We start from the raw sequence: 25,465 nt of genomic DNA on the forward strand, positions 1-25,465 counted from the left end.
CTCTTGCAGCTGCGGAAAACTTGTGTTTGCTTGCGCAGAAATTTTCTTGCTCAGGAGGGCGCGATGCGGGTTGGATTATATCCGGGAACCTTTGACCCCATCACCATGGGTCATATCGATATCATCCGCCGGGCAGCCATGCTGGTCGACAAGCTGGTGATTGGCGTCGCGATCAACCGCGACAAGGGTCCGTTGTTCTCGCTGGAAGAGCGGGTGGCGATGATTGAGGCGGAATGTGCCTACCTGACCGAACAGACCGGCACTGAAATTGTTGCGCATCCGTTCGAAAACCTGCTAATAGACTGCGCCCGGGACGTAGGGGCGCAGATCATCGTACGCGGTCTGCGTGCTGTTGCCGATTTCGAATATGAATTTCAGATGGTTGGGATGAACCGGGCGCTCGACGATTCGATCGAGACCGTGTTCCTGATGGCTGAAGCCCGACACCAGGCGATTGCCTCGAAACTGGTCAAGGAAATCGCCCGGCTGGGTGGGGACGTGTCGAAATTCGTCACGCCCCAAGTCAATATCGCGCTGAAAGAGCGGTTAGGCTAGGGCGCCCATCGCGGCAGCGGTGTCCAGCATCCGGTTCGAGAACCCCCACTCGTTGTCGTACCAGGCCAGAACGCGAACCAGCGTGCCGTCGGTCACTTTGGTTTCGGCCAGCGACACGGTCGAGCTGTGGGAATCGTGGTTGAAGTCGATCGAGATCAACGGGCGGGTTTCCGCAGCCAGAACCGTCGGGATCTTGGCCGCGGCCTCGGTGAACAGGGCGTTGACCTCGTCTTCGGTGGTGGGACGCGAAACCTCGACCACCAGATCGACGACCGAGACGTTCGGGGTGGGAACCCGGATCGCCTGACCGGTCAGTTTGCCCTGCAGTTGCGGCAGAACCAGCCCCACGGCCGAGGCCGCACCGGTGGTGGTCGGGATCATCGATAGGGCCGCCGCGCGCGACAGGTACGGGTCTTTGCCGGCGGTGTCATGCACCGGCTGGCTGGCGGTATAGGCGTGCACCGTGGTCATATTGCCGTGCACGATACCCAGGCCCGCATCCAGCGCGGCAGCGACCGGCGACAGGCAGTTGGTGGTGCAGGATGCGTTGGAAACCACGGTGTCGGCGGCGGTCAGATCGTGGTCGTTCACGCCGAACACCACGGTTTTAACCTCGCCATCCCCGCGCGCCGGCGCCGAGATCAGAACCTTTTTCGCGCCGTTCTTGAAATGGCGAGATGCAGCTTCGCGCGTGCGGAACACGCCGGTGCATTCCAGAACCACGTCGACGTCCGACCAATCAAGCGCCTCGGGGTCGCGCTCGCTGGTCAACCGGATCGGGCCGGCGCCTACGTCCAGCCCGGCCTCGGTCAGGGTGACCGGCTTGGTGTAGCGGCCATGCACGCTGTCGAACTCAAACAAATGCGCATTCATTTCAGGCTTGGCGAGGTCGTTGATCGCGACGATCTGCACATCCGTACGACCGCTTTCCATCAGGCCGCGCAGGACACCGCGCCCGATCCGTCCAAATCCGTTGATTGCAAGTTTGAGTGTCATGTCGCGCTCCGTCTGAATGGCCGCTAAGCCGCGATTGAAATCAGTTAGCGCTAACAAAGGCAGTCAGGCGAAAATGTCAAGCAAAACCTCTGTCAGCGCCAGAACGCGACCCAGTCGAGAAAGTCGTAGAACTTCTTGCCGAGGAACAGGAGGTGCTCGGTTCCAAACAGCGCGAAATCCAGCATCAGACCACCAAGGATGAGGACTCCCAGCCAGATCGCGATTTGGTTTGTCATTGCTGCTCCGAACAAAAAAGCCCGCCCAGATAACCTGAGCGGGCGACGCGGTTCAAGCGGTCTTGATGAGATCAGTTAAGCCGTCCCATGGCGACGGCCACATCGGCCATGCGTACTGAGAAGCCCCATTCGTTGTCGTACCACGCCAGCACGCGAACCATACGGCCGTCCACGACGCGGGTCTGGTCGGGCGCGAAGATCGAGCTTTCCTCGGTGTGGTTGAAATCGGTCGACACCAGGGGGGCGGGTTCATAGCCCAGGACGCGCTGCATCGGCCCCTTGGCGGCCTCGGCGACGATGGCGTTGACTTCGTCGACGGTCACTTCGCGCGCGGCGCGGAAGGTCAGGTCGACGGCGGACACGTTCGGCGTGGGCACGCGAATGGCCGAACCGTCCAGGCGCCCCTTGAGGTTCGGCAGAACCTCGCCCAGCGCCTTGGCGGCACCGGTGCTGGTGGGGATCATCGACATGGCGGCGGCGCGGGCGCGGTACAGGTCGCTGTGGCGGCGGTCCAGCGTGGGCTGGTCGCCGGTATAGGCGTGGATCGTGGTCATGATGCCGTTTTCGATGCCGATGCCTTCGTCCAGAACCTTGGCAAGCGGGGCAAGGCAATTCGTGGTGCACGAGCCATTCGACACCATCCTGTCGTTGGCGGTCAGGCTGTTGTGGTTGACGCCGAACACGATCGTTTTGTCCACGTTCTTGCCCGGAGCCGACAGCAGAACCTTTTGAGCGCCACGTTCAAGGTGTGTTTTCGCCTTCAGCCCGTCGTTGAACTTGCCGGTGCATTCCAGAACGACGTCACAGCCTTCCCAGTCCAGCTCGTTCATGTCGTAGGTCGAAAACATCTGCATAGGCCCGCGACCCAGGTCCATCGTGTTGCCGCTGATCGAGACATCGCGTGGAAAGCGGCCGTGGATGCTGTCGTATTTCAGCAGATGCGCCGAGGTTTCAAGCGGTCCCGTGGCGTTGACCTTGATCACTTCGATATCGTTGCGGCCTGACGCGGCGATGTGCGACAGGGTACAGCGGCCGATGCGGCCAAAACCATTGATGCCGACCTTGATGGTCATGTGACGTCTCCAAATCCGCTTGTGTTCCGGGCGATATAGCGATGATCGGTCCATCTAAAAAGATGGAAAATACCATATTTGCAATGTGTTAGCGCAAACTTGGTGTGGTTGCGCTAACGCTTGCGCTAGCTGTCGGATCGGTTAGGGTCCAAAGTGCGACAGATGAACGGAAAGGATGCGGCATGAGCGGTTTGCTGGCCCTGTTGGACGATGTGGCGGGAATCGCCAAGGTGGCGGCGGCCTCGGTCGACGATGTGGCGGCGGCCGCCGGCAAGGCTGGGGCCAAGACCGCGGGCGTGATCATCGATGACGCGGCCGTCACGCCGAAATACGTCCAAGGGTTCGCCCCTGCACGCGAATTGCCGATCATCTGGCGCATCGCGCGCGGGTCGATGTTCAACAAGGTCATTCTGCTGCTGCCGGTGGCGCTGTTGCTGGCGAATTTCGCGCCGTGGCTAATAACGCCCTTGCTGATGATCGGTGGGTCATACCTGTGCTTCGAGGGCGCCGAGAAGATTTTTCACGTGCTGTTTCCGCATGGAAGCCACGTGATCGAAGAAGACATGAACGTCCGTGATCCGGGTCATCTGGAGGAGCAGAAGATCAAGGGCGCGATCAAGACCGATTTCATCCTGTCGGCCGAAATCATGACCATCGCTCTTTCTGCCATTGAGGCGCCGAATGTCTGGATGCAGGCCGCGACGCTGGCGGTTGTGGGGATCGGTGTCACGGTGGCCGTCTATGGCTCGGTCGCGTTGATCGTCAAAATGGACGATGTCGGGCTTTATCTGGCCAAGAACGCGCCGACACCGATCGGCCGCGGGTTGGGCCGCGGGCTGGTCAAGGCGATGCCGAAGGTCATGAAGACGCTGTCGGTCGTGGGTACGGCGGCGATGTTGTGGGTCGGCGGCTCGATCATGATCCATGGGCTCGAGGTGCTGGGCTTTGGGTGGCTCGGCCACCACATCCACGATTGGGCTTATGCGGCCGGTCATGCTGTGTCCGATCAATGGGCCGGCGCGGTGGAGTGGATCAGCAAGGCTGCTATGGACGGCGTGTTCGGGCTGGCTTGGGGGTTCGTTCTGATCCCGTTGGCGACCAAGGTCATCGCGCCGCTGTGGCCCAAAAAGGCAGAGCAGACAGCGGACCATTGAGGCCCAAAAGAAAAGGGCGGCACGATGGCCGCCCCTTGATTGCTCGGATCGGCTGGATCAGCCCAGCAATTCCTTGACCTTGGCGACCGTCGCCTCGGCGGTGATGCCGAAATGCTTGTACAGTTCGCCTGCGGGAGCGGAGGCGCCAAAGCTCGACATGCCGATGAAACCGGCCTTGGCCTCGCGGCCGCGCTCGCCCAGCAGCCAGCGGTCCCAGCCGCCGGCACGGACGGCGGCCTCGATGCCGACGCGGACGGGGCCGGCGGGCAGGACCCTTTTGCGATAGGCTTCGTCCTGCTCGGCGAACAGTTCCATGCAGGGCATCGAAACGACGCGGGTGCCGATCCCTTCGGCCTCGAGCATCGCTTTTGCCTCCATGGCCAGCGACACCTCGGACCCGGTGGCGATCAGGATCGCCTGACGCTTGCCCTCGGCCTCGGCCAGAACATAAGCGCCCTGGGCGGTCAGGTTCTTGGTTTTGTGCTGGGTGCGCACGGTCGGCACGCCCTGGCGGGTCAGCGACAGGACCGAGGGGCTGTCCTTGAAGGTCAGCGCCAGTTCCCAGGCCTCGGCGGTCTCGACGGTGTCGGCGGGGCGGAACACATAGGTGTTCGGCGTTGCGCGCGAGATCGCCAGATGCTCGACCGGCTGGTGCGTCGGGCCGTCTTCGCCCAGACCGATCGAGTCATGGGTCATCACGAAAACGCTGGGGATCTTCATCAGCGCGGCCAAACGCATCGACGGGCGCGCATAGTCGGTGAAGGCCATGAAAGTGCCGCCATAGGGGCGGATGCCACCATGCAGCGCCATGCCGTTCATCGCCGCGGCCATGCCGTGTTCACGGATGCCGTAGTGGATATAGCGGCCCTTGCGGTTTTCCGGCAAGAACACGCCCATATCGGCTGATTTGGTGTTGTTCGACCCGGTCAGGTCCGCCGATCCGCCGACCGTCTCGGTCATGATCGGGTTCACGACGTTCAGCACCTTTTCCGACGAGGCGCGGGTGGCCAGCTTGGGTTGATCCTCGGAAACCTGCTTTTTGAAGGCACGGATGGCGCCAGCCAGCTTCTTCGGCGCCTCGAACGCGTAGGCGCGGTTGAACTCGGCCTGCTTGCGCTCGGACAGTTGGGCAAAACGTTCTTCCCACGCCTTCCGTTCCATTGCGCCACGCGCGCCGATTGCTTCCCACGCGGATTTCACCTCGGTCGGAATTTCGAACGCTCCGTGCGGCCAGCCATATGCATCCTTGGCGGCCTGCAGCTGTTCGGCATCCGTCAACGCGCCGTGACCTTTCGAGGTATCCTGCGCGGCATGCCCCAGCGCGATGTGGCTTTCGCAGGCGATCATGGTCGGTTTCTTCGACGCTTTTGCCTGCACAATCGCCGCATCGATGGCCTTGGGGTCGTGGCCGTCAATCTCGATCACATGCCAGCCCGAAGCGGCGAACCGGCGCACCTGATCAGTACGGTCGGCAATGTCCACGGTGCCGTCGATGGTGATGTTGTTGTTGTCCCAGAACACGATCAGCTTGCTGAGCTCGTGCCGACCGGCCAAGGTGATGGCCTCCTGGCTGACACCTTCCATCAGGCAGCCGTCACCGGCGATCACATAGGTGTAGTGGTCGACAACCTTTTTGCCGTAATGGGCCCGCTGGATTTCTTCGGCCATCGCAAAACCGACGGCGTTGGCAATTCCTTGCCCAAGAGGACCGGTGGTGGTTTCAACACCATCAATCAGGAAGTTTTCCGGGTGGCCGGCGGTCTTCGCGCCCAGTTGGCGGAAGTTCTTGATCTCGTCCAGAGTAACTGCGCTGTAGCCCGTCAGGTAGAGCAGGGAATAGATCAGCATCGAGCCATGGCCGGCCGACAGGATGAACCGGTCGCGGTCGGGCCAGTTTGGGGCCGAGGCGTCGAATTTCAGGTGTTTTTCAAACAACACGGTCGCGACGTCGGCCATGCCCATCGGCATTCCGGAATGGCCGGAATTGGCGGCGGCGACAGCATCAAGGGTCAGGGTGCGAATGGCCGCAGCCTTCGCCCAGTGTTCAGGGTTGGCATTGCGCAGCGCAGTCAGGTCCACGGGTGTTGTTCCTTTGGATTACGGCAGATTGCGGGCTGAATACCATCCACCCCCCAAAGTGCAAGCGGAACCCGGCGCGGCGCATTGCCATCGCTTCAAGAGTGTTGCTCAAGCCTTTGAAAGCAAAGAGTGGGTATTTTGGCGAACATTCCGTTAGACTAAGTACCGGTACGAGCCGTATTGATTCGGCCATCGGAAAAACAGAACGAACCTTGGTAAAGAGGTGACAGGGGCAATGAGCCAGATCGAAGACTTACAGCGACGCATCATGGCCGCGATGGATCGGATTGGCACCGGGATCGAGGCGTTGCAATCGGCGGGTCCGGTCTCGGGCAGCGAAGATGGACAATTGCGCGCCGCTCTGGACGAGGAAAAGCTGGCTAATGCGCAATTGGAAGAGCGCCTGAAGTCTCTGAGGGAGCGGCATGATCAGGAAATCGACGCATTGCGCGCCCAGTTGGGCGAGTCCAATGCGAAATTGGCCACCGTCGAGGCCGCGCGTGCCGAACTGTCCGAAGCCAAGGCTGCGCTGGAAAATCAGGACGAAGTTGCAGCGCTGAAGGCCGAGATCTCCGAATTGCGGCGGCAGCTGGAGGATTCAGAGCGTATCCCCGAATTGAATGCCGAACTGGAAATGCTGCGGGCCGAACGCGCCAGCCACGGCGCAGCCATGTCGCGGCTTGATGACGACCTGCAGCGCTTGCGCAAGGCAAATGACCAATTGCGCGAAGCGGTCGACGAGTTGCGCAAGGCTGCTGAGGACGGCGTTCCCGATGCCGAGCTTCTGAACAAGGCAACCGTGGCCGAGCTGGAGGCCACCCGGGCCGCCCGCGCCACCGACGCGGCCGAGGCTCACGCGGTTCTGGCGCGGCTCGAGCCATTGCTGACCCATGCCAACCTGGCCGAAGGAGAGGTAGAGTAATGCCCGAGGTTACCATTCATATTGGCGGGCGCGGATTTGAGGTTTCCTGCCAGGACGGCGAGGAACCGTTTCTGCACGCAGCCGCGAAGATGCTGGATGATGAGGCCCAGGTGATGGCCGACCAGATTGGCCGTATGCCCGAGTCGCGGATGCTGTTGATGGCGGGGCTTATGCTGGCCGACAAAGCGGCGGCCACCGAGGATCGCATCAAGACACTCGAGGCGAAGCTGGCCGAAGTTGAAGGCGAATTGGAGCGTATGCGCAGTGCGCCCGCGCCAGAACCAGAACGGATCGAAGTGGCCGTTGTTCCGCCCTCGGTTACCGACACACTTGCAGAGATGGCGGCACGAGCCGAGGCGCTGGCCTCGGTGATCGAAGAGAAGAACGCGAGATGACACATTTGCGGAGTTTGTGCCTGGCGGCGTTGGTCGGGGCGGTCTCGGGTCCGGCATTGGCACAGATTGACATCCTATCTGTGACCTTCACCTGCGAAAATGGCGTTGAGCTGCCCGTGACATACTTCAACCCCTCCGACGGCGAAGGGGCTGCGGCGATGATCGTCGATGGTCAGTTGATTGCGTTGCGCCAGGTCCAGAGCGGCTCGGGTATCCGCTACGAGTCGGTGAACGGGCAGGGGACGTATACCCTGCGGTCGAAAGGCTGGAACGCGATGGTCAGTTTCGCGGCGGCCGGAGCCACCGACGAAACCGATATTTTGAAAGACTGTGTCAGCCGCTGAGCGGCTGATCAGGCGTTTGCCTCGCGGATTTTGTCGGCGGCTTCTTTGTTGTAGACGACACCGTTTTCATCGAACAGCGTGTCCAGCTCTCCTGACAGGGTCATTTCCGTGATGATATCACAACCACCCACAAATTCGCCTTTGACGTAGAGTTGAGGCACGGTCGGCCAGTCCGAATAGTCCTTGATGCCTTGACGGATTTCCTCGTCCGCCAGAACGTTCACGTCGGTGTATTCGACACCCATATAGTTCAGAACACCGGCCACCCGAGATGAAAATCCGCACTGCGGCATTTCTTTGGTGCCCTTCATGTACAGCACCACATCGTTGCTTTTGACGGTTTCGTCGATCTGGGTCTTAACGTCGGTCATTTCGCGTTTCCTTGTTTACGTTCGTCCGTCTATCGGGCGGTCATTTCGATCGGCGGCTGCGCCACCAGTTTCTTGGTTCAGTACGCTGGTTCATCGCATGAACCGCGTCGATTACATTGACTTTTGTCACACCGTCGGCTTCCCACGGTCTGCGTTTCAAAGCGTTTGGGTCGGGGCGCATATCCGACAATCATCTTGTTCTGTTCCGTTTCAGATAGGCTTCAAGCAGAGCCGCGGCAACTACCAGCCCGCCGACACATATTCCGATCCAGACAACCCAACCGATCATGTCACGTGACCGAATTGTCGGATGGCATCGGAATGCACAAGGCAGCGCGTGCCATCTCCAGAGTGAGCATGGCACTGGCCGCCGCCAGCCTCATCACTCAGGTACTTTCGTGGTCAACGCCAGCGCGTGCAACTCGCCATCCGGGCCGTCCATCTTGCCCTTCAGTGCAGCATAGACCGCGCGCTGCTGCTGGACCCTGTTCTTCCCGCGAAAGCTTTCGTCCACGACCATGGCGGACATGTGTACGCCATCGGTGCCGCCGACCTGGATTTCCGCATTCGGAAAGGCTTCGCGCAGCAGATGTTCGATTTCGTGGGCGCTCATTGGCATTTAGGATACTCCTGAAGGTCTTTTCAAAGATGTAGAGCGATGCCGAAGCCCGCGCAAGGGTGTGCAGCGCCCTTGGAAAAGTCAGATCCCGCGCTGATCGAACAGCGCAGGAGCCGATTATGGTTCAGCGTCGTCGCGCTCAGGCGACAGCTTCGGCAAAACTGCTGCGATACATCGCTGAGAGTTCACTCAGAGGAGATTCGGACGCGCCGATCCGCACGGTTTCTCCGGTAAAGCGACCGACCGAAACCAGCGGCACGCCAGCCTGGCCCGCCGCAATCATCAGCGCTTCGGCCTGATCGAAGTTGCAGGCCACCAGGTAACGGCCCTGATCCTCACCGAACAGGAACTCGGTCGGGGCGTCATCAAGATGCACACCCACGCCCGCGGCTTCGGCCAGTTCGAAGGCCGCCAGTGCAAGGCCGCCATCGCTCAGGTCAGTACAGGCCTTGATCATCTCGCGATTGGCCCGGATGAAGTCGCCGTTGCGCTTTTCCGCATCCAGATCCACATGCGGGGCGTCGCCGTCTTCGCGGTTGAAGACCTCGGCCAGCAGGGCGGATTGGCCCAGATGCCCCTTGGTTTCGCCGATCACCAGCGCAACGTGGCCTTCACGCACCTCGGTGCCGATGATTTCGTCGGCGTGCTGCAAAAGGCCGACGGCACCGATGGTCGGTGTGGGCAGGATCGCCTGACCGTCGGTTTCGTTGTAGAGCGACACGTTGCCCGAGACGATCGGCATATCCAGCGCGGCCACGGCGGCGCCGATGCCTTGGATGGCACCGACGAACTGGCCCATGATCTCGGGCTTTTCGGGGTTGCCGAAATTCAGGTTGTCAGTGGTGGCCAGCGGTTTGGCACCAACGGCGGTCAGGTTGCGATAGGCTTCGGCCACGGCCTGCTTGCCGCCTTCCTCGGGGTTGGCGCGCACGTATCGCGGGGTCACGTCCGAAGTGAAGGCCAGCACCTTGTCGGTGCCATGCACGCGCACCATGCCTGCACCAACGCCAGGCGTACGCGCCGTGTCAGCCATCACCATGGTGTCGTATTGCTCATAGACCCAGTGCTTGCTTGCGTAGTTAGGCGACGAGATCAGCGCACGCAGCCCGTCGATCGGGTCGATCTGCGGTACCTCGCCCAGATCTTCGGCCGCCGAGGTGGGGACCCAGGGGCGGTCGTATTCCGGTGCCGTTGATGCCAGTTTCGACAGCGGCAGGTCGGCCTTGATTTCGCCGTTGTGCATGATCAGGAACCGGTCTTCGGCGATGGTTTCACCGACGATGGCGAAATCCAGATCCCATTTCTCGAACACGGCGCGGGCTTCGGCCTCAAGCTCGGGCTTCAGCACCATCAGCATGCGTTCCTGGGACTCGGACAGCATCATCTCGTAGGCCGTCATGTTTTCCTCGCGCTGGGGCACGTTTTCCAGGTCAAGCCGGACACCCAACCCGCCCTTGTCGCCCATCTCAACGGCCGAGCAGGTCAGGCCCGCCGCGCCCATGTCCTGAATCGAGATCACGGCGCCGGTCTGCATCAGTTCCAGCGTCGCCTCCATCAGGCGTTTTTCGGTGAAGGGGTCACCGACCTGCACGGTTGGGCGCTTTTCCTCGATCGTGTCGTCGAATTCCGCCGAGGCCATCGTGGCACCGCCCACGCCGTCGCGGCCGGTCTTGGCGCCCAGATAGACAACGGGCATGCCAACGCCCGACGCAGCCGAGTAGAAGATCTTGTCGGCATCCGCCAGCCCAGCGGCAAAGGCGTTTACGAGGCAGTTGCCGTTGTAGGCCGGGTGGAACCGAACTTCGCCGCCCACGGTCGGCACGCCGAAACAGTTTCCGTAGCCTCCGATGCCTTCGACCACGCCATTGACCAGCTGGCGGGTCTTGGGGTGGTCGGGTTCGCCGAAGGACAGCGCGTTCATCGCCGCGATGGGCCGCGCACCCATGGTGAACACGTCGCGCAGAATGCCGCCCACGCCGGTTGCCGCCCCTTGGTAGGGTTCGATGTACGAGGGGTGGTTGTGGCTTTCCATCTTGAAGACCACGGCCTGCCCGTCGCCGATATCGACCACACCGGCGTTTTCACCCGGACCGCAGATCACCTGAGTGCCCGAGGTGGGCAGCGTGCGCAGCCATTTCTTCGAGGATTTGTAGGAACAGTGCTCGTTCCACATGGCCGAGAAAATCCCCAGCTCGGTAAAGGTCGGCTCGCGCCCGATAATCTCGAGGATCATGTCGTATTCTTCGGGTTTCAACCCGTGTGCGGCAATCAGATCCGGTGTGATGGCGGGCTCTTGCATCGTGTGTCCTGTTTCCAAGGTGGCCGGGATTGCGGGCCTTTTAGGGCAACCGGGCGATTTGGGAAAGGGTCAAGAGCGCGCAGCGAACAGGAACCGGCTATTTGCTGGCAGAATGCGGCGGCCTGCGACCGGGAAATGCAGGTCGCACCACCGCATTGATGGGGACAGCAGCGCGTGCGCCGCTGTCCCGCCGCCGTTATTGAGGCGGCTCTTCCTTCTTGTTCACGGCGTCGGCCGCGGCCGCGCCGATCGCCGCTTTCTGTTGTTCGGTCAGGTTTTCGGCCTCTTCCAAACCCGGAATGGCAACGCGCACCTCGCGGCGGGCAAAGTCGATCCCGTTCTCCTTGAACGCGGCCTTGACCCGGTTGAAGATTTCCTTGCGCAGGGTGAACTGCTTGCCGGGCTTGGCCATGAACTTGCCGCGGATGATCATGCCGACATCGTCAAAGTCGAACACGCCCTGCGATTTGAAGGGCTGCAGGAAGCCATCCTTGTGGAGCGGGTCCTCCATCATCTCGGCGCCGATCTTCTTGAAGATCTTCTTGACCTTGTTCGGGTCGGTGTCGAAGGGCACGGTGAACTTCAGCTTCATGATGACCCAGTCGCGGCTGTAGTTGGTCAGCTTCTGGATCTCACCGTAAGGAATGGTGTGAACCGGGCCGCGATGGTGGCGCAGTTGCATCGAGCGGATCGAGATCTTTTCCACCGTGCCGGTGGTGCCACCCACATCGACATATTCACCCACGCGGAAAGCATCGTCGATCAGGAAGAAGATGCCGCCCACGATGTCCGAGACCAGTTTCTGCGCACCAAAGCCGATGGCCAGACCCAGGATACCGGCACCAGCCAGAAGCGGCGTGATGTCCAAGCCCAGAGCGCCCAACGCCAGCAAGGCGAAGATCACCGCGATGGCCACCTGAGCAGTCACGCGCAGCAAAGGCAGAACCGTGGCCAGGCGGGAGCCTCCGGCACCGCCGCCTTCGCCGGCTTCCTCATCGGGGCTCTGCTCCGAAGCCGTCTGCTCTTTGGCCAGCCGGCGGTTGATCCAGAGCGAGACCACCTCGTTCAGGATGTAGCCGATTGCGATGATGATGAAGAACTGAACCAGTTTGCTACCGGTTTCCGAGTCCCCGCCCGCAATATCCTGCAGGTCCAGGTTCCAGGCATCCGCAATCATCAGAATGACCAGAATGCCGGCCAGAACGCGTCCGATGCGGATGTAGCTGCGTTTGGTCGATTTGTAGGCACGTTCCGCGATCGGACCATCGCCCATCATCGGCGGCAGCAGGTGCCGGGTCAGCCCTCGGATTAGCGTGTCGAGTGCCGGTGCGATCAACAGCCAGAACATCGTGACGAAATGCGCGCCTTCGGACAGAAGGGCAAACACGGCCGGATTGCGCTGAGCGGCGAGGAACTCGACCAAAAGCCAGGTACCCGCCGACACGGCGATCGCAAAATACGGATAGTAGCGGGCGACTTCTTCGTCGAAATGCGTACGATCCGGATCGGAACCACGCATCATGTCGGTCAGACCGTTGCGGGCCGTCCAAGCAATGACACCGACATAGATGTGGATGGCGGTGTTCAGCCAGAAACCAAGGCGCGATTCACCCGGCATCACGCCATTCATCGCATTGAAATCCAGGATGAACAGGGTGAACCCGATCAGCAGGAACAGGCCGATCAGGTTCCGATGCAGGTATTTAGCCCATTTGTCATTCACGTTGACCAGTCGCAGGTTGCTCTGCTTCGGGGCCAGAATGAAACGGGAAATCGCGGCTCCAAGGCGAGGGAACCAGATCAGGAAGAACACGAAGGGTGCCGCCTGGGCAATTTGCTGTTCGTCCAGCAATCGACGCCCGACGAAGACCAGCGTGTAATAAAAGACAAGCAGCCCCAGAAACTCGACGCAGAAGCGCTTGAACAGAAAGACAACTGCGCCTTTTAGGTTGGTCGAGGCATCCCCATCGACGACTTTGATCCACCTGCGTGTCCAAAGGCCAACCGCCGTTTCTGCGGCATACCCGATTGCAAGCGCCAGGAAGGTGAACCCGAACAGGGTTGCCAGACCGCTTGCGCCAAACTTGTTTCCGAAATTGCTGAAAGCTTCGACCTGGGCCGAAACCAGTAGCGGAACCTTGCGGATCACATCCAGCCAAGACGCAGCCATGTCGCCCGCCGAGGATGAGATCGTTTGCAGCAGCCCCTTACGGGAAGTCTGCGTTTCAGTCTGTTTCGCCGCGACCGCATCAAGCCGTTCCAGCAAAATGGCCCGGACCTGATCGTCAGACATTCTCGCCACCAGATCGTCGACCTGTTCGGGGGTCAGATCTTCGGGGATGGTCACATGGCTGGCGGTGGGTTCGCTGGTGCTCTGGGCCATGCTTGGCCGGGCCAGGAACGTGACGGATACCAACGCCATCAAAAACAGGCGGAGTAGGATGGTCATAAACTTTGTCCTCGAACACGAAATATTATGGTTTTTCGCGATCATAGGCCCGTTGGCAAAATAATTCCAAACGATTTGGCACCGCGCGCCGGGGTGCAGGCCAAAAAAAAGGCCGAGCACTAAGCTCGGCCGTAGTCCAACAGGGAGGTATGAAGATGATGAGCGTTTCAGCATCATCGCCTTCGAGTGCTCATTTAGGGATCACTCTGTGAACGATCAAGGTTTTTTGGGCACATTGAGGGCATGTCCGCTATGCTGCGAGTGCATAGCTATAGTTTTCCCAGATGTTTCAGCTGCTTGCGATGCGCAATGATTTCATCCTGAACGAAATCTCGGAACGCTGCGACACGTTTTGAGTGCCTCAGTTCTTCAGGATAGGCCAAATATACAGGCACATTCGCCGTCTCGATGTCGGACAGGATCGGGACCAGGTCGGGGAAATCCTCGGTCACGTAGTCGGGCAGGACGCCAATTCCGAGGTCATTCAGAACACCCTGCAGAACACCAAAGTAGTTGTTCACCGTCAGCAGCGAGCTGGGTTCGTAGGTCATCAAGTGACTGACCATCGACGCGCCAACGCCAACCTGGGGTGCGGCGGGGGTCTGACAGATCAGGCGGTGTTTCGAAATGTCCTCCAACGTCTGGGGCGCACCGCCGTGCGAATCCAAGTAGGTCTTGGTCGCATACAACATCATTCGAACGGTCATCAGACGCTTGCGGACAAGATCGGCCTGACTGGGTTCTTTCATCCGGATAGCAACATCCGCTTCGCGCATCGGAAGATCCAGCACGCGTTCTTCGAGCATCAGGTCAATGTTCAGGTCCGGATACTGCTCATACAGCTTGGGCAGGCGCGGCGCCAGCCACAGGGTCCCGAAGCCAAAAGTCGTCGTGACCCGTAGGACTCCAAAGACCTCATCCTCGCTGTCGCGGATTCGCGCCGCGGCAGCGTCCAGACGCTTGGACATGGCCGTTGTTGCATCGAACAGAAGCTCGCCCTGTTCCGTCAGAATCAGGCCGCGGGCGTGGCGGTGGAACAGCGTGGCGCCCAGCGATTCCTCAAGCGCGCGAACCTGCCGGCTGACGGCGGATTGGGACAGATTCAGCTTGTCTCCGGCATGCGTCAGGCTGCCGGCGTCAGCTACCGCGTGAAATATTCTGAGCTTGTCCCAATTCATCGTCGCAACTTTCGTTATCCTTTGGCAGCCCTATATGAAAGAGGTAACAAATTCCATATTCAAACGGGGAAATCGTTACAGAACAGGGGGAATTTTGTATACAGGTCAGAAATTATGACCTAAAATGACGTCAAATGCAGCACACTATTCCGACGTGGGGAGGCGTCTGATGAGTCAGCCAAAGATTTCGCTCAATGACCGTTTCGATCTGACCAAAAGCCCGGTGCTTTTGAATGGCACGCAGGCGCTTGTTCGTCTGATGATGATGCAGAAGGCGCGCGATACCGCCGCGGGTCTCAACACTGCCGGTCTGGTCACCGGATACCGGGGGTCTCCGCTGGGTGCGGTCGATCTTCAAATGTCGCGCGCCGAAAAGCAATTGGCCGAGTGCGATGTGACCTTTCAATACGGTCTGAACGAGGACCTGGCCGCCACAGCCCTATGGGGCAGCCAGCAGGCCGGTCTGCGCGGCGACGGCAAATATGATGGCGTGTTCGGCCTGTGGTACGGCAAGGGGCCGGGTGTGGACCGGTCCGGCGATGTGATGCGTCACGCCAATATGGCCGGAACCGCCAAGCATGGTGGCGTTCTGATGGCGATGGGCGACGACCACACGGGCGAAAGCTCGACCGTGCTGCACCAGTCGGAATGGTCGATGGTTGATATGTACATGCCCGTCGTCAGTCCGGCCGGAGTGCAGGAAATCCTCGACTATGGGATCTACGGCTTTGCGCTCAGCCGGTTTGCTGGGGTCTGGGTCGGCCTCAAGACGATGAAGGACACGATCGAGGTGACCTCGGTCGTGGATGGCCGGCCTGACCGGATGCAACTGGTGACGCCGGAATTCGACATGCCCGAAGGTGGGCTGAACATCCGGCTGGGCGACACGCCGCACCTGCAGGAGGCGCGGATCATCGACTACAAGCGGTTCGCGGCCGAAGTGTTTTCACACGCCAACCGGATGGACCGGCGGGTCTGGGGCAAGCCGGGCGCCAAGATCGGCATTGCCGCGGCGGGCAAGAACTGGCTGGACCTGGTCCACGCCATGTCGCTACTGAACATCGACGAGGCCGAGGCCGAACGGCTCGGGATCACCACCTACAAGATCGGCCAGACCTTCCCGTTGGACATGAAGGGGTTCCATGATTGGGCCGAGGGGCTGGACCTGATCATCATCGTCGAAGAAAAGCGCAAGCTGATCGAAGTGCAGGTCAAAGAGGCGATCTTTGACGACCGTCGCGGACGTCGCGTGTACGGCTGGTACAAGGGCGGGGCAGGCACGCTGCACCGCGAAGAGCTGTTCCCGACCCGTGGTGCGCTTGATCCGATCATGATCGCCGAAAAGCTGGGCGAGATCTTCATCGAGGAAGGTCGCGAAACCGACGGTATTCGCGCAGGGCTGGCCAGCCTGCAAGAGGCGCGCCGCAACGACAACGCGCAGGAGATCGCGACACGGCTGCCGTATTTCTGCTCGGGCTGTCCGCACAATAGCTCGACCAAAGTGCCGGAGGGCAGCCGGGCCTATGCCGGGATCGGCTGTCACTACATGGTGCAATGGATGGATCGCGAGACCACCGGCTTTACCCAGATGGGCGGCGAAGGCGCCAACTGGATCGGTGAGGCGCCGTTTTCGACCACGAAGCATGTGTTCCAGAACCTGGGCGACGGCACCTACAACCACTCGGGCGTTCAAGCGATCCGGGCTGCGCTGGCGGCCGGAACCAACATTACCTTCAAGATCCTGTTCAACGACGCGGTCGCCATGACCGGCGGGCAGGAGAACGAGGGCCATCTGACCGCCGAGCGCATCGTGCGCGAGGTCAAATCAATGGGCGTGCAGCATGTGGCCGTCGTCTATGACGAAAAGGAAGACGTGAACTTCAAGGTGCTGCCCGGCGACGTGGAAACCCACGAACGGGCCGAGCTGATGGCGGTTCAGAACAAGTACCGCGAGATTGAAGGCGTGTCGGTCATCGTCTACGTCCAGACCTGCGCCGCCGAGAAACGCCGCCGCCGCAAGCGCGGGACCTTCCCGGACCCGGACAAGCGGGTGTTCATCAACTCGGACATCTGCGAGGGCTGCGGCGATTGCGGGGTGCAGTCGAACTGTGTCTCGATCGTGCCCAAGGAAACCGAGCTGGGCCGCAAGCGGGCGATCGACCAGTCCAGTTGCAACAAGGATTTCTCGTGCCTCAACGGGTTCTGCCCGTCCTTCGTCACGCTGGAAGGCGCCAAGATCCGCAAGGAAGCCACCACCGAAATCGACATCCCCCATCTGCCGCAGCCGGTACTGCCGCAGATCGAGGGCACGCATAACGTGGTCATCACCGGCGTCGGCGGCACCGGCGTCGTGACCATCGGGGCGGTTCTGGCGCAGGCCGCGCAGATCGACGGCAAGGGCGCGGGCATGATGGAAATGGCCGGGCTGGCGCAGAAGGGGGGCGCGGTGCATATCCACTGTCGCCTGGCCAACAAGCCCGAAGACATCAGCGCCATCCGCGTGGCCACCGGCGAAGCGCATGCGCTGATCGGAGGCGACCTCGTGGTGTCGGCCGGGGCCAAGACGCTGGGCCTGACGCGCACTGGTCAGACCGGCGCGGTGGTCAACAGCCACGAGATCATAACTGGCGATTTCACCCGCAACACCGAGTTCCACATTCCGGTCGACCGGCTGGAACTGGCGCTGGAAGCGCGACTGAAGGACGGTCTTGCCCTGTTCGACGCGACCGAGTTGGCACGCGCGGTGATGGGCGATTCGATCTATTCCAACATGATGGTGTTCGGGGCGGCCTGGCAGCGGGGTCTGCTGCCTGTCAGCCACGAGGCGATCATGACCGCGATCGAGCTGAACGGCGCCGCGGTCGAGCGCAACAAGCGCGCCTTCGAGGTCGGCCGCTGGGCGGTTCTTCATCCCGAGGAAGTGGCGCGCATCGTGACCCCCACGGTGACCGAATTGCCCAAGACACCCGAGCAGGCCATCGCCTTCCGGGCCGATCATCTGGTGGCCTATCAGGGCAAACGGTTGTCCAGGCGCTATCTCAAGCTGGTCGAGTCGATCGAAGACCCGAAGGTCCGGGATGCAGTCGCGCGTGGGTATCACAAGCTGTTGTCCTACAAGGACGAATACGAGGTGGCCCGCCTGCTGCTGGACAGCCGCGACAAGGCCGCCGCCGAATTCGACGGCGACATCAAGATGACCTTCCACCTTGCTCCGCCGATCCTGGGGGGCAAAGGGCCGGACGGGCGTCCGCGCAAACGGCAATTCAGCGAATGGCTGCTGGGGCCGATGAAGGTTCTGGCCAAGCTGAAGGGGCTACGCGGCACGCCGCTGGACATCTTCGGCTATACCGCCGAGCGCCGAATGGAACGGGCCTTGATCCGTCAGTATGAGGCGGACATGAAAGAGGTTCTGCCCAAGCTGGATGACAACACCCGCGATGCGATTGTCGCGCTGGCGCGGTTGCCGCTGGACATCCGCGGTTTCGGTCCGGTATTGGCCGCCAACGAAGCCAAGGCCGCCAAGCGGCGCGAGGAACTTCTGGCCGTGATCCGGCAAGGAGGGACCGAGACGCTGGCCGCGGCCGAGTAACGTCATATCGGTGTCATGGAGGCGCGGTAGGGTTCCCGTCCGCGCCGTCCGATGACGGCCACGCCGGAGACCCGTGATGAAATCACGTCGCCAAGTCGCTCGGGACATTTCCTACGCCCATTCTGCTGAAACGCGGGGTGGGCGCATGGTCATCAAACTGATGGAGAACACGACCGGTCGGCTGCGTCTGATCCGGCGCGCGGATGGTTACGAGCGCGAGGTCGCCAATGGCCGTGATTTCTGGTCGGTCATGGTCGAACGCTACGGGCTGAGCCTGAACGTGGTGGGCGGGGCGCTGTCAAACATCCCCAAGGACGGCCCGCTGATCCTGATCGCCAACCACCCCTACGGGATTCTTGATGGGTTGATGATGGGGCATGTGCTGTCCCAGACCCGCGGAGATTTCCGGATTCTGGCCAATCATGTGTTCCACAAGGCCGAGGATCTGAACCGTATCATCCTGCCGATCTCCTTCGATCAGACCAAAGAGGCGATGCGGCTGAACCTGCAGACCCGAAAAACCGCCCTGGATTATCTGGGTCAGGGTGGGGCAATCGGGATTTTTCCCGGTGGCACGGTCAGCACGGCGGCCCGACCGTTCGCGCACCCGATGGACCCGGGCTGGCGCGGATTCACCGCTCGGATGGTAGCCAAGTCAAAAGCGACCGTGGTGCCTTTGTTTTTCGATGGTCACACCTCGCGCCTGTTCCAGATTGCCAGCCATCTGCATGTGACGCTGCGCATGGGTTTGCTGATCAAAGAGTTCAAAAAGCGCGTCGATACCCCAGTGGATGTGGTCGTGGGGCAGCCCATCGGCCGCGACGTTCTGGACCCATTGGCCGGCGATACGCGCAAGATGATGGATTTCTTGCGCAAAGCCACGTATGAGCTGTCTCCGAAGCCGCTGAAGTCGTATGACTATGGCTATGAATTCGAGGAACGGCATCGCGCCTGAAGGGGCAAATGGCAGTAGGCATCTTTGATTCCGGATTGGGCGGGCTGACCGTCCTGAACGCCGCGCAGACACGTCTGCCGGAGGTGGATTTCCTGTATTACGCGGACAGCGCGCACGCGCCTTATGGCGTGCGCGACGCCGAGGATATCTACAACCTGACCCGAAACGCCGTGCAGGACCTGTGGTCGCGCGGCTGCGATCTGGTGATTCTGGCCTGCAACACGGCCAGCGCCGCGGCGCTGCGGCGGATGCAGGAAGAGGGCGTGCCCCAGGGCAAGCGCGTGCTGGGTGTGTTCGTCCCGCTGATTGAGGCACTGACCGAGCGTCAGTGGGGCGACAACAGCCCCCCGCGCGAAGTGGCGGTCAAGCATGTGGCCCTCTTCGCGACACCGGCGACAGTGGCCAGCCGCGCGTTCCAGCGTGAACTGGCGTTCCGCGCCATCGGCGTGGATGTTGAGGCGCAGGCCTGCGGTGGCGTGGTCGATGCCATCGAGGACGGTGACATGATCCTGGCCGAAGCCCTTGTGCGGAGCCATGTGGACGCGTTGAAGCGCAAGATGCCGCACCCGCAGGCTGCGATCTTGGGCTGCACCCATTACCCCTTGATGGCCGAAGCCTTTCAGGTGGCGTTGGGCCCAGACGTCCAAGTCTTCAGCCAGGGCGACCTGGTGGCCGAAAGCCTTGCGGATTATCTCCAGCGGCATCCGGATATGCTTGGCGGGGGTGAGGCGGGTTACCTGACCACAGGCAATCCGCAGAAGGTCAGTGACCGGGCAACGCAATTTCTCCGACGACAGATCACCTTCAAGGCCGCCTGACTTAGGTCAAGGACCAGCCCCTGTCATGAATTTATTCGGTTCCTGTCATGTCGGCCGGTGCCAGACGTGTCACATAAATCTACGAGGTCTGACATGACCCACAAAATCGCAATCCTCGGCGCTTCGGGCTATACCGGTGCCGAATTGGTGCGGCTGATTGCCGAGCACCCGAACATGGAAATCACCGCCCTGGCGGCCGAGCGCAAGGCCGGGCAGACCATGGCCGAGGTGTTTCCGCATCTGCGCCATCTGGATTTGCCGCGTCTGTGCAAGATCGAGCAGATTGACTTTGGCCAGATCGACCTGTGCTTTTGCGCGCTTCCACACAAGACCAGCCAGGAGGTCATCCGGGATTTGCCCTCCGACCTCAAAATCGTTGATTTGTCGGCGGATTTCCGGCTGGCCGACCCCGATGAATACGAGAAATGGTACGGTAATCCGCATGCCGCACTCACGCATCAGGATGAGGCTGTCTACGGACTGACCGAGTTCTATCGTGAGGACATCCGCGCTGCGCGGCTGGTGGCTGGCACCGGGTGCAATGCTGCCACGGGGCAGTATGTGCTGCGGCCGTTGATCGCGACTGGTGTTATCGACCTGGATGACATCATTCTTGATCTGAAATGCGCTGTCTCCGGGGCGGGGCGCGCGCTGAAAGAGAACCTTCTGCACGCCGAACTAAGCGAGGGCACCAACGCCTATGCCGTCGGCGGTACCCACCGGCATCTGGGCGAGTTCGATCAGGAGTTCTCGAAACTGGCGGGCCGCGCGGTTCACATCCAGTTTACGCCGCACCTGATCCCCGCGAACCGGGGCATTCTGGCGACCTCGTATGTGAAGGGTGATCCGCAGAGCGTTTATGAAACGCTGTGTGCAGCCTATTCAGACGAGCCTTTCATTCAGATGCTGCCCTTTGGCGAAACGCCTTCGACCCACCATGTGCGCGGATCGAACTTCTGCCATATCGGCGTCGTTGCTGACAGGATCGAACGCCGTGCCATCGTGATTGCGGCGCTGGACAACCTGACAAAAGGTAGCAGTGGACAGGCCTTGCAGAACGCAAACCTGATGTTAGGTGAACCCGAAACGACCGGGCTTATGATGGCCCCACTGTTCCCATGAGGGCGAGATGAAGACGCTGAAGAAACGTCGTCGTGTACAGATCATTCTGTTGGCTTTTGTGGCTTTGGCCCTGGCGACGGGCTTGATCGGTTATGCCATGCGAGACGGGATCAACTATTTCCGCTCGCCCAGCCAGGTAATCGCCGAACCGCCGGCGCCGAACGAGGTGTTCCGCATCGGTGGCTTGGTCGAAGAAGGCTCGATCGTACGAGGGCAGGGTGAAACCGTACGGTTCACCGTCACCGACGGGGGTGAGAGTGTGAAGGTGGCCTTCACCGGTGTCTTGCCTGATCTGTTCTCTGAGGGTCAGGGGATGGTCGGCACCGGAAGCTACGTTGATGGCGTGTTCCAAGCCACTGAAATTCTGGCAAAACACGACGAGACCTATATGCCGAAAGAGGTCATCGATGCCTTGAAGGAGCAGGGCGTCTACGAAGAGCCGGCAGACAGCTGAAACAGGACAGCCTTCGGTAGGTTGTCTGAATGAGTGTTCAAGGGCGTTGCGCGATCTGGTCGTGCAGCGCCCTTCTTCGTTTCATGGATTTAAGGATTTCACCGGACCGTGGGCCGCATAGGAACACAGAGGTGCAGCATGCAGTCGGTTCAACAGATTGCCAACGAGATCATAGCCCGCGAGGGCGGTTTCGTCGATGATCCGGACGACCCCGGAGGGGCCACGAAATACGGTGTCACAATCCACACGATGCGACGGTTGGGCCTTGACCTGACGCGTGACGGCACTGTCGATCGCCGCGACGTGATGGCGCTTGGCCGGGATCAGGCCGTCGCGATTTTCATCACGCATTACTTTCAAAAGCCCGGTCTGGCACGGGTGCCCCACGTGTTGCAGCCGACGCTGTTCGATATGTACGTGAATGCGGGCGGACAGGCGGTGCGCATCCTGCAGCGTCTTTTGGTGCAGATGGGATTTTCGCTCGCCGTGGATGGCGTTTTGGGGCCGCGAACGGCTGGGGCGTGCGATCAGGCCGCAAAACCCGATCCGGTGGTGTTGCGCGACGCGTATGGGGTGGCACGAAGGAACTACTATTTCCGGTTGGCTGACCGACGTCCGGCCTTGCGCAAATACGTGCGCAGCCGCAACGGTGGGAAAGGGGGTTGGATCCGCCGGGCCGAGGAGTTTCTATCTCCGCCCTATCACCTGAGCATGGCCGAGTTTCAGCAAAGGATAGCCGCATGGGACTGATCGCAGGTGTTTTTGATCTTCTGTTCGGGGGTGGGCGCAACGTGGTGCGGGAAACTGCCGAGGTTTTCCGCGAGAACTCGGAGGCCGGTGCGGAACGCGCTGTTGCGCTGCGCGGACAGGCGATGAACCAGTTCGGCGCGGAATTCGAAGCTCCCCGCAAAGGCGGGTTTGACCGTTTCATGGACGGTTTGAATCGGTTGCCAAGGCCTGCATTGGCGCTGGGGACATTGGGTCTGTTCGTGGCCGCGATGGTCGATCCATTGTGGTTTGCGGCGCGGATGCAGGGAATTGCGCTGGTGCCCGAGCCGCTGTGGTGGCTACTGGGCGTCATCGTGTCGTTCTATTTCGGAGCGCGGCACCAAGCGAAGGTTCAGGACCTTCAGCGTGATATCTCAGTTACGATGATGCGGGCGCCACAGGTCATGGCCAACTTGCAAGCTCTTCACGAGATGCGAGCGGACAGTCCGGGGGCTGCCGATCCGGGGCCGGATGCCGAACTGACGGCCCAGGTGATCATCCCCGATCACAACCCGGCGCTTGAGGACTGGCGGCGTCTGCAGCGCGCCTGACCCGCGACACTATGTGCGCCTGATTGCGGCGAAAGTGATTGGCGCTTGCCCGGGCGCGGGATTATACCCGAGCCCATGATTACCGAGCTTGGACATTTCGCCCTCATCCTGGCCTTCATGGTGGCCATAGTTCAGACAGTCGTGCCATTGATCGGCGCCGCAAAACGCTGGCCGTCATGGATGCTGTTCTCGGAGCCCGCGGCTATTGCTCAATGTCTTCTGACAGGATTTGCCTTCGCTGCGCTGGTGTGGGCCTTTGCGACCTCGGATTTCTCGCTGCGGATCGTGGTGGAAAACAGCCACTCCCTGAAGCCGATGCTGTATAAGATCAGCGGAACCTGGGGAAACCACGAAGGCTCGATGCTGTTGTGGGTGCTGATCGTGGCGCTTTTTGGCGCAACGGCCGCGCTTTTCGGCCAGGGTTTGCCACCCACGCTCAAGGCCCGTGTCTTGGCGATGCAGGCCGCAATCGGGGTGGCGTTCTACGCCTTCATCCTGTTTACGTCGAACCCGTTTGACAGGCTTCCCGTGGCGCCGTTTGACGGCCGCGATCTAAACCCCTTGCTGCAGGATCCCGGTTTGGCTTTCCATCCGCCGTTTCTGTACCTTGGATATGTGGGCCTGAGCATGGCATTCAGCTTTGCCGTCGCTGCCCTGATCGAGGGGCGGGTGGACGCGGCGTGGGGTCGTTGGGTTCGACCGTGGACCCTGGCAGCGTGGATATTCCTGACCATCGGCATCGCGTTGGGATCCTGGTGGGCCTATTACGAACTGGGTTGGGGCGGGTTCTGGTTCTGGGATCCTGTGGAAAACGCGTCTTTCATGCCGTGGCTCCTGGCCGCCGCCCTGTTGCACTCGGCCATCGTGGTCGAAAAGCGCGAAGCCTTGAAAAGCTGGACCATTCTGTTGGCGATCATTGCGTTTGGCTTTTCTCTGATCGGCACCTTCATCGTGCGCTCGGGCCTTCTGACGTCGGTTCACGCCTTCGCAAACGATCCTGAGCGTGGTGTGTTCATCCTGTTCATTCTGGTGGCGTTCATCGGCGGAGCGCTGATCCTGTTCGCCGCCAGGGCGCAGGCGATGGAGGCCAAGGGGCTGTTCGGAATGGTCAGCCGTGAAAGCGCATTGGTGCTGAACAATATCCTGCTGGCTGTCAGCAGTTTTGTCGTGTTCTTCGGGACCCTGTGGCCGATGGTTGCCGAGATGATGTTCGACCGAAAGCTCTCGGTCGGGGCACCGTTCTTCAATGCGGCCTTTACGCCGTTCATGGTGGTGTTGGGCATCGCATTGCCGCTTGGCTCGATGCTGCCGTGGAAGCGCGGAAGGCTGGGTCGCGTCGCATGGCAGCTGCGCTATGCGTTTGTTCTGGCCGTTTCGCTGGCCGTACTGGTTTGGGTGCTGCAGACGGGCCGCAGCGCGCTCGGGCCGGTTGGTTTGTTCCTTGGCGCATGGATCACCTTCGGCGCCGCGGTCGATCTGTGGAGCCGCACAGGCCGCACCGGCGGCTTCCGGCGTCTGATGCGCCTGCCGGGCGCGGATTGGGGCAAGGCGATCGCCCATACCGGTCTGGGGGTCACGATCTTTGCGATTGCCGGCCTGACCGCCTGGGAGGTCGAGGACATCCGTGTTGCCCGTATCGGGGAAACTTTCGACGTGGGCGGTTTCTCGTTCACTCTGGACGGTGTGCGCGAGGTTGAGGGGCCGAACTATTTCTCCACCATGGCCGACGTGCAGGTTCAAAAAGATGGTCGAGATATAGCTACGCTGAACCCGGAAAAACGTACCTATCCGGTGGCCGCCATGCCCACGACAGAAGCCGCGATTGACTACCGTTTTCTGCGTGATGTCTACGTGGTCATCGGGGATCAGCAGGACGATGGCGGCTGGGTCATGCGTACTTACATCAAACCTCTTGCGAATTGGATTTGGGGAGGCTGCATACTGATGGCTCTGGGCGGATTGTTCAGCTTGTCCGACCGCCGCTTCCGGGTGGCCGCAGGCGCGCGCAAGGCTCCGGCAGGCGGGGTGCCAGCAGAATGAAACGTCTGATCGTTTTGCTGTTGTTGCTGGCATCGCCGCTGATGGCGGTCCAGCCGGATGAGGTGCTGGACGATCCGGTGCTTGAAGCCCGAGCGCGAGACATCAGTACGGGCCTGCGTTGTCTGGTCTGTCGAAACGAAAGCATCGACGAAAGCAACGCGGAACTGGCCCGTGACCTGCGAATTTTGCTGCGCGAGCGGCTGGTCGCGGGCGACACCGATGAAGAAGCGGTTGCCTATATCGTCGACCGCTACGGGGAATACGTGCTGCTCAAACCCACGACCACGGGGGCGAACCTTCTGTTGTGGCTGGCAGGGCCGGCCATGCTGTTGATTGCCGCGGGTTTGGGGTGGAACTTCTTGCGCGGTCGTGCGCGGGTTGAGGAGACCTCCGCCGTGGACGGATTGAGTGACGACGAGAAAGAGCGCCTGCGCCGGATTCTTGAAGACTGACGTGCGGTTTGCCTTTCCCTTGCGCGGCATTTGGGTCAGGGTTCGG

The 25,465-nt window shown here is 60.9% G+C and carries 23 protein-coding genes; 14 read left to right on the plus strand and 9 right to left on the minus strand.

The genetic code is table 11. The features are described from left to right. Positions 1-63 precede the first annotated feature (63 nt). Positions 64-555: a pantetheine-phosphate adenylyltransferase gene (gene coaD / locus ACR0EF_RS05145; RefSeq protein ID WP_093961954.1), complete on the plus strand. Its 492-nt coding sequence runs from the start codon at positions 64-66 to the stop codon at positions 553-555. Here coaD and gap (ACR0EF_RS05150) read toward each other — a convergent pair. The 3 genes from gap (ACR0EF_RS05150) to gap (ACR0EF_RS05160) all read right to left on the minus strand — a co-directional run bounded on the left by gap (ACR0EF_RS05150) (position 547) and on the right by gap (ACR0EF_RS05160) (position 2,860). Continuing rightward, the gene (gene gap / locus ACR0EF_RS05150) at positions 547-1,551 is read right to left on the minus strand and encodes a type I glyceraldehyde-3-phosphate dehydrogenase (RefSeq protein ID WP_170339359.1); all 1,005 of its coding nucleotides are present in this window, start codon (positions 1,549-1,551) and stop codon (positions 547-549) included. The genes coaD and gap (ACR0EF_RS05150) overlap by 9 nt on opposite strands. A gap of 92 nt (positions 1,552-1,643) precedes the next feature. Next, complete coding sequence (locus tag ACR0EF_RS05155) at positions 1,644-1,787, minus strand: hypothetical protein (protein ID WP_170338780.1); 144 nt, start codon at positions 1,785-1,787, stop codon at positions 1,644-1,646. Positions 1,788-1,858: 71 nt separating this feature from the next. Beyond that, positions 1,859-2,860 carry a type I glyceraldehyde-3-phosphate dehydrogenase gene (gap, locus tag ACR0EF_RS05160; protein WP_170339356.1) on the minus strand — a complete coding sequence of 334 codons (1,002 nt, stop codon included), beginning with the start codon at positions 2,858-2,860 and terminating at the stop codon, positions 1,859-1,861. A 182-nt stretch (positions 2,861-3,042) separates the two neighbouring features. Here gap (ACR0EF_RS05160) and ACR0EF_RS05165 point away from each other — a divergent pair, with 182 nt between their 5' ends. Next, positions 3,043-4,014: a DUF808 domain-containing protein gene (locus ACR0EF_RS05165; protein WP_093961957.1), complete on the plus strand. Its 972-nt coding sequence runs from the start codon at positions 3,043-3,045 to the stop codon at positions 4,012-4,014. Between the two features lie 57 nt (positions 4,015-4,071). On the opposite strand, the gene tkt is transcribed toward ACR0EF_RS05165, so the two are convergent. Then, positions 4,072-6,093, minus strand: a complete 2,022-nt coding sequence (tkt, locus tag ACR0EF_RS05170) for a transketolase (RefSeq protein WP_170371134.1) — start codon at positions 6,091-6,093, stop codon at positions 4,072-4,074. A 235-nt stretch (positions 6,094-6,328) separates the two neighbouring features. On the opposite strand from tkt, the gene ACR0EF_RS05175 reads away from it, so the two are divergent. The 3 genes from ACR0EF_RS05175 to ACR0EF_RS05185 are packed head-to-tail and all read left to right on the plus strand — an operon-like array spanning position 6,329 to position 7,754. Further along, the gene (locus tag ACR0EF_RS05175; protein ID WP_170367050.1) at positions 6,329-7,015 is read left to right on the plus strand and encodes a hypothetical protein; all 687 of its coding nucleotides are present in this window, start codon (positions 6,329-6,331) and stop codon (positions 7,013-7,015) included. Beyond that, a complete protein-coding gene (locus ACR0EF_RS05180; RefSeq protein ID WP_170339348.1) occupies positions 7,015-7,410 on the plus strand; it encodes a cell division protein ZapA in 396 nt (131 codons plus the stop codon). Before ACR0EF_RS05175 ends, ACR0EF_RS05180 begins: the two co-directional genes overlap by 1 nt. After that, on the plus strand, positions 7,407-7,754 hold the full coding sequence (locus ACR0EF_RS05185) for an MliC family protein (protein WP_170371133.1): 348 nt from the start codon (positions 7,407-7,409) through the stop codon (positions 7,752-7,754). The genes ACR0EF_RS05180 and ACR0EF_RS05185 overlap by 4 nt, the downstream gene beginning before the upstream one ends. A gap of 8 nt (positions 7,755-7,762) precedes the next feature. Here the strand turns inward: ACR0EF_RS05185 and grxD are convergent, their stop codons facing one another. From grxD to ACR0EF_RS05210, 5 genes are all read right to left on the minus strand, one after another. Then, positions 7,763-8,125, minus strand: coding sequence for a Grx4 family monothiol glutaredoxin (gene grxD, locus ACR0EF_RS05190; RefSeq protein WP_170371132.1), 363 nt, complete (start codon positions 8,123-8,125; stop codon positions 7,763-7,765). 382 nt (positions 8,126-8,507) lie between these two features. After that, positions 8,508-8,744, minus strand: a complete 237-nt coding sequence (locus tag ACR0EF_RS05195) for a BolA/IbaG family iron-sulfur metabolism protein (RefSeq protein WP_093961963.1) — start codon at positions 8,742-8,744, stop codon at positions 8,508-8,510. Between the two features lie 139 nt (positions 8,745-8,883). Next, positions 8,884-11,043, minus strand: a complete 2,160-nt coding sequence (gene purL, locus ACR0EF_RS05200; protein ID WP_170371131.1) for a phosphoribosylformylglycinamidine synthase subunit PurL — start codon at positions 11,041-11,043, stop codon at positions 8,884-8,886. A 196-nt stretch (positions 11,044-11,239) separates the two neighbouring features. Then, positions 11,240-13,492 (minus strand): mechanosensitive ion channel family protein, encoded by a 2,253-nt coding sequence (locus ACR0EF_RS05205; protein ID WP_170371130.1) that lies wholly within the window; start codon positions 13,490-13,492, stop codon positions 11,240-11,242. Positions 13,493-13,761: 269 nt separating this feature from the next. Beyond that, a complete protein-coding gene (locus ACR0EF_RS05210) occupies positions 13,762-14,670 on the minus strand; it encodes a LysR family transcriptional regulator (RefSeq protein WP_093961966.1) in 909 nt (302 codons plus the stop codon). A gap of 169 nt (positions 14,671-14,839) precedes the next feature. On the opposite strand from ACR0EF_RS05210, the gene ACR0EF_RS05215 reads away from it, so the two are divergent. The 9 genes from ACR0EF_RS05215 (at position 14,840) to ACR0EF_RS05255 (ending at position 25,419) form a co-directional block, all read left to right on the plus strand. Continuing rightward, on the plus strand, positions 14,840-18,259 hold the full coding sequence (locus ACR0EF_RS05215) for an indolepyruvate ferredoxin oxidoreductase family protein (RefSeq protein WP_170371129.1): 3,420 nt from the start codon (positions 14,840-14,842) through the stop codon (positions 18,257-18,259). A gap of 76 nt (positions 18,260-18,335) precedes the next feature. After that, complete coding sequence (locus tag ACR0EF_RS05220; protein ID WP_170339337.1) at positions 18,336-19,214, plus strand: lysophospholipid acyltransferase family protein; 879 nt, start codon at positions 18,336-18,338, stop codon at positions 19,212-19,214. An 8-nt stretch (positions 19,215-19,222) separates the two neighbouring features. Continuing rightward, positions 19,223-20,032 (plus strand): glutamate racemase, encoded by an 810-nt coding sequence (locus ACR0EF_RS05225; protein WP_170371128.1) that lies wholly within the window; start codon positions 19,223-19,225, stop codon positions 20,030-20,032. Positions 20,033-20,125: 93 nt separating this feature from the next. After that, positions 20,126-21,154: an N-acetyl-gamma-glutamyl-phosphate reductase gene (argC, locus tag ACR0EF_RS05230; RefSeq protein WP_170371127.1), complete on the plus strand. Its 1,029-nt coding sequence runs from the start codon at positions 20,126-20,128 to the stop codon at positions 21,152-21,154. 7 nt (positions 21,155-21,161) lie between these two features. Beyond that, complete coding sequence (gene ccmE / locus ACR0EF_RS05235; protein WP_170338751.1) at positions 21,162-21,608, plus strand: cytochrome c maturation protein CcmE; 447 nt, start codon at positions 21,162-21,164, stop codon at positions 21,606-21,608. 138 nt (positions 21,609-21,746) lie between these two features. Next, on the plus strand, positions 21,747-22,358 hold the full coding sequence (locus ACR0EF_RS05240; protein WP_170371126.1) for a holin-associated N-acetylmuramidase: 612 nt from the start codon (positions 21,747-21,749) through the stop codon (positions 22,356-22,358). Beyond that, on the plus strand, positions 22,349-22,927 hold the full coding sequence (locus ACR0EF_RS05245) for a holin family protein (RefSeq protein WP_170371125.1): 579 nt from the start codon (positions 22,349-22,351) through the stop codon (positions 22,925-22,927). Before ACR0EF_RS05240 ends, ACR0EF_RS05245 begins: the two co-directional genes overlap by 10 nt. A 75-nt stretch (positions 22,928-23,002) precedes the next feature. After that, complete coding sequence (locus tag ACR0EF_RS05250; protein ID WP_170371124.1) at positions 23,003-24,967, plus strand: heme lyase CcmF/NrfE family subunit; 1,965 nt, start codon at positions 23,003-23,005, stop codon at positions 24,965-24,967. Next, positions 24,964-25,419, plus strand: a complete 456-nt coding sequence (locus tag ACR0EF_RS05255; protein WP_170371123.1) for a cytochrome c-type biogenesis protein — start codon at positions 24,964-24,966, stop codon at positions 25,417-25,419. The genes ACR0EF_RS05250 and ACR0EF_RS05255 overlap by 4 nt, the downstream gene beginning before the upstream one ends. Positions 25,420-25,465 lie beyond the last annotated feature (46 nt).

The organism is Ruegeria sp. CG8, assembly GCF_056537165.1.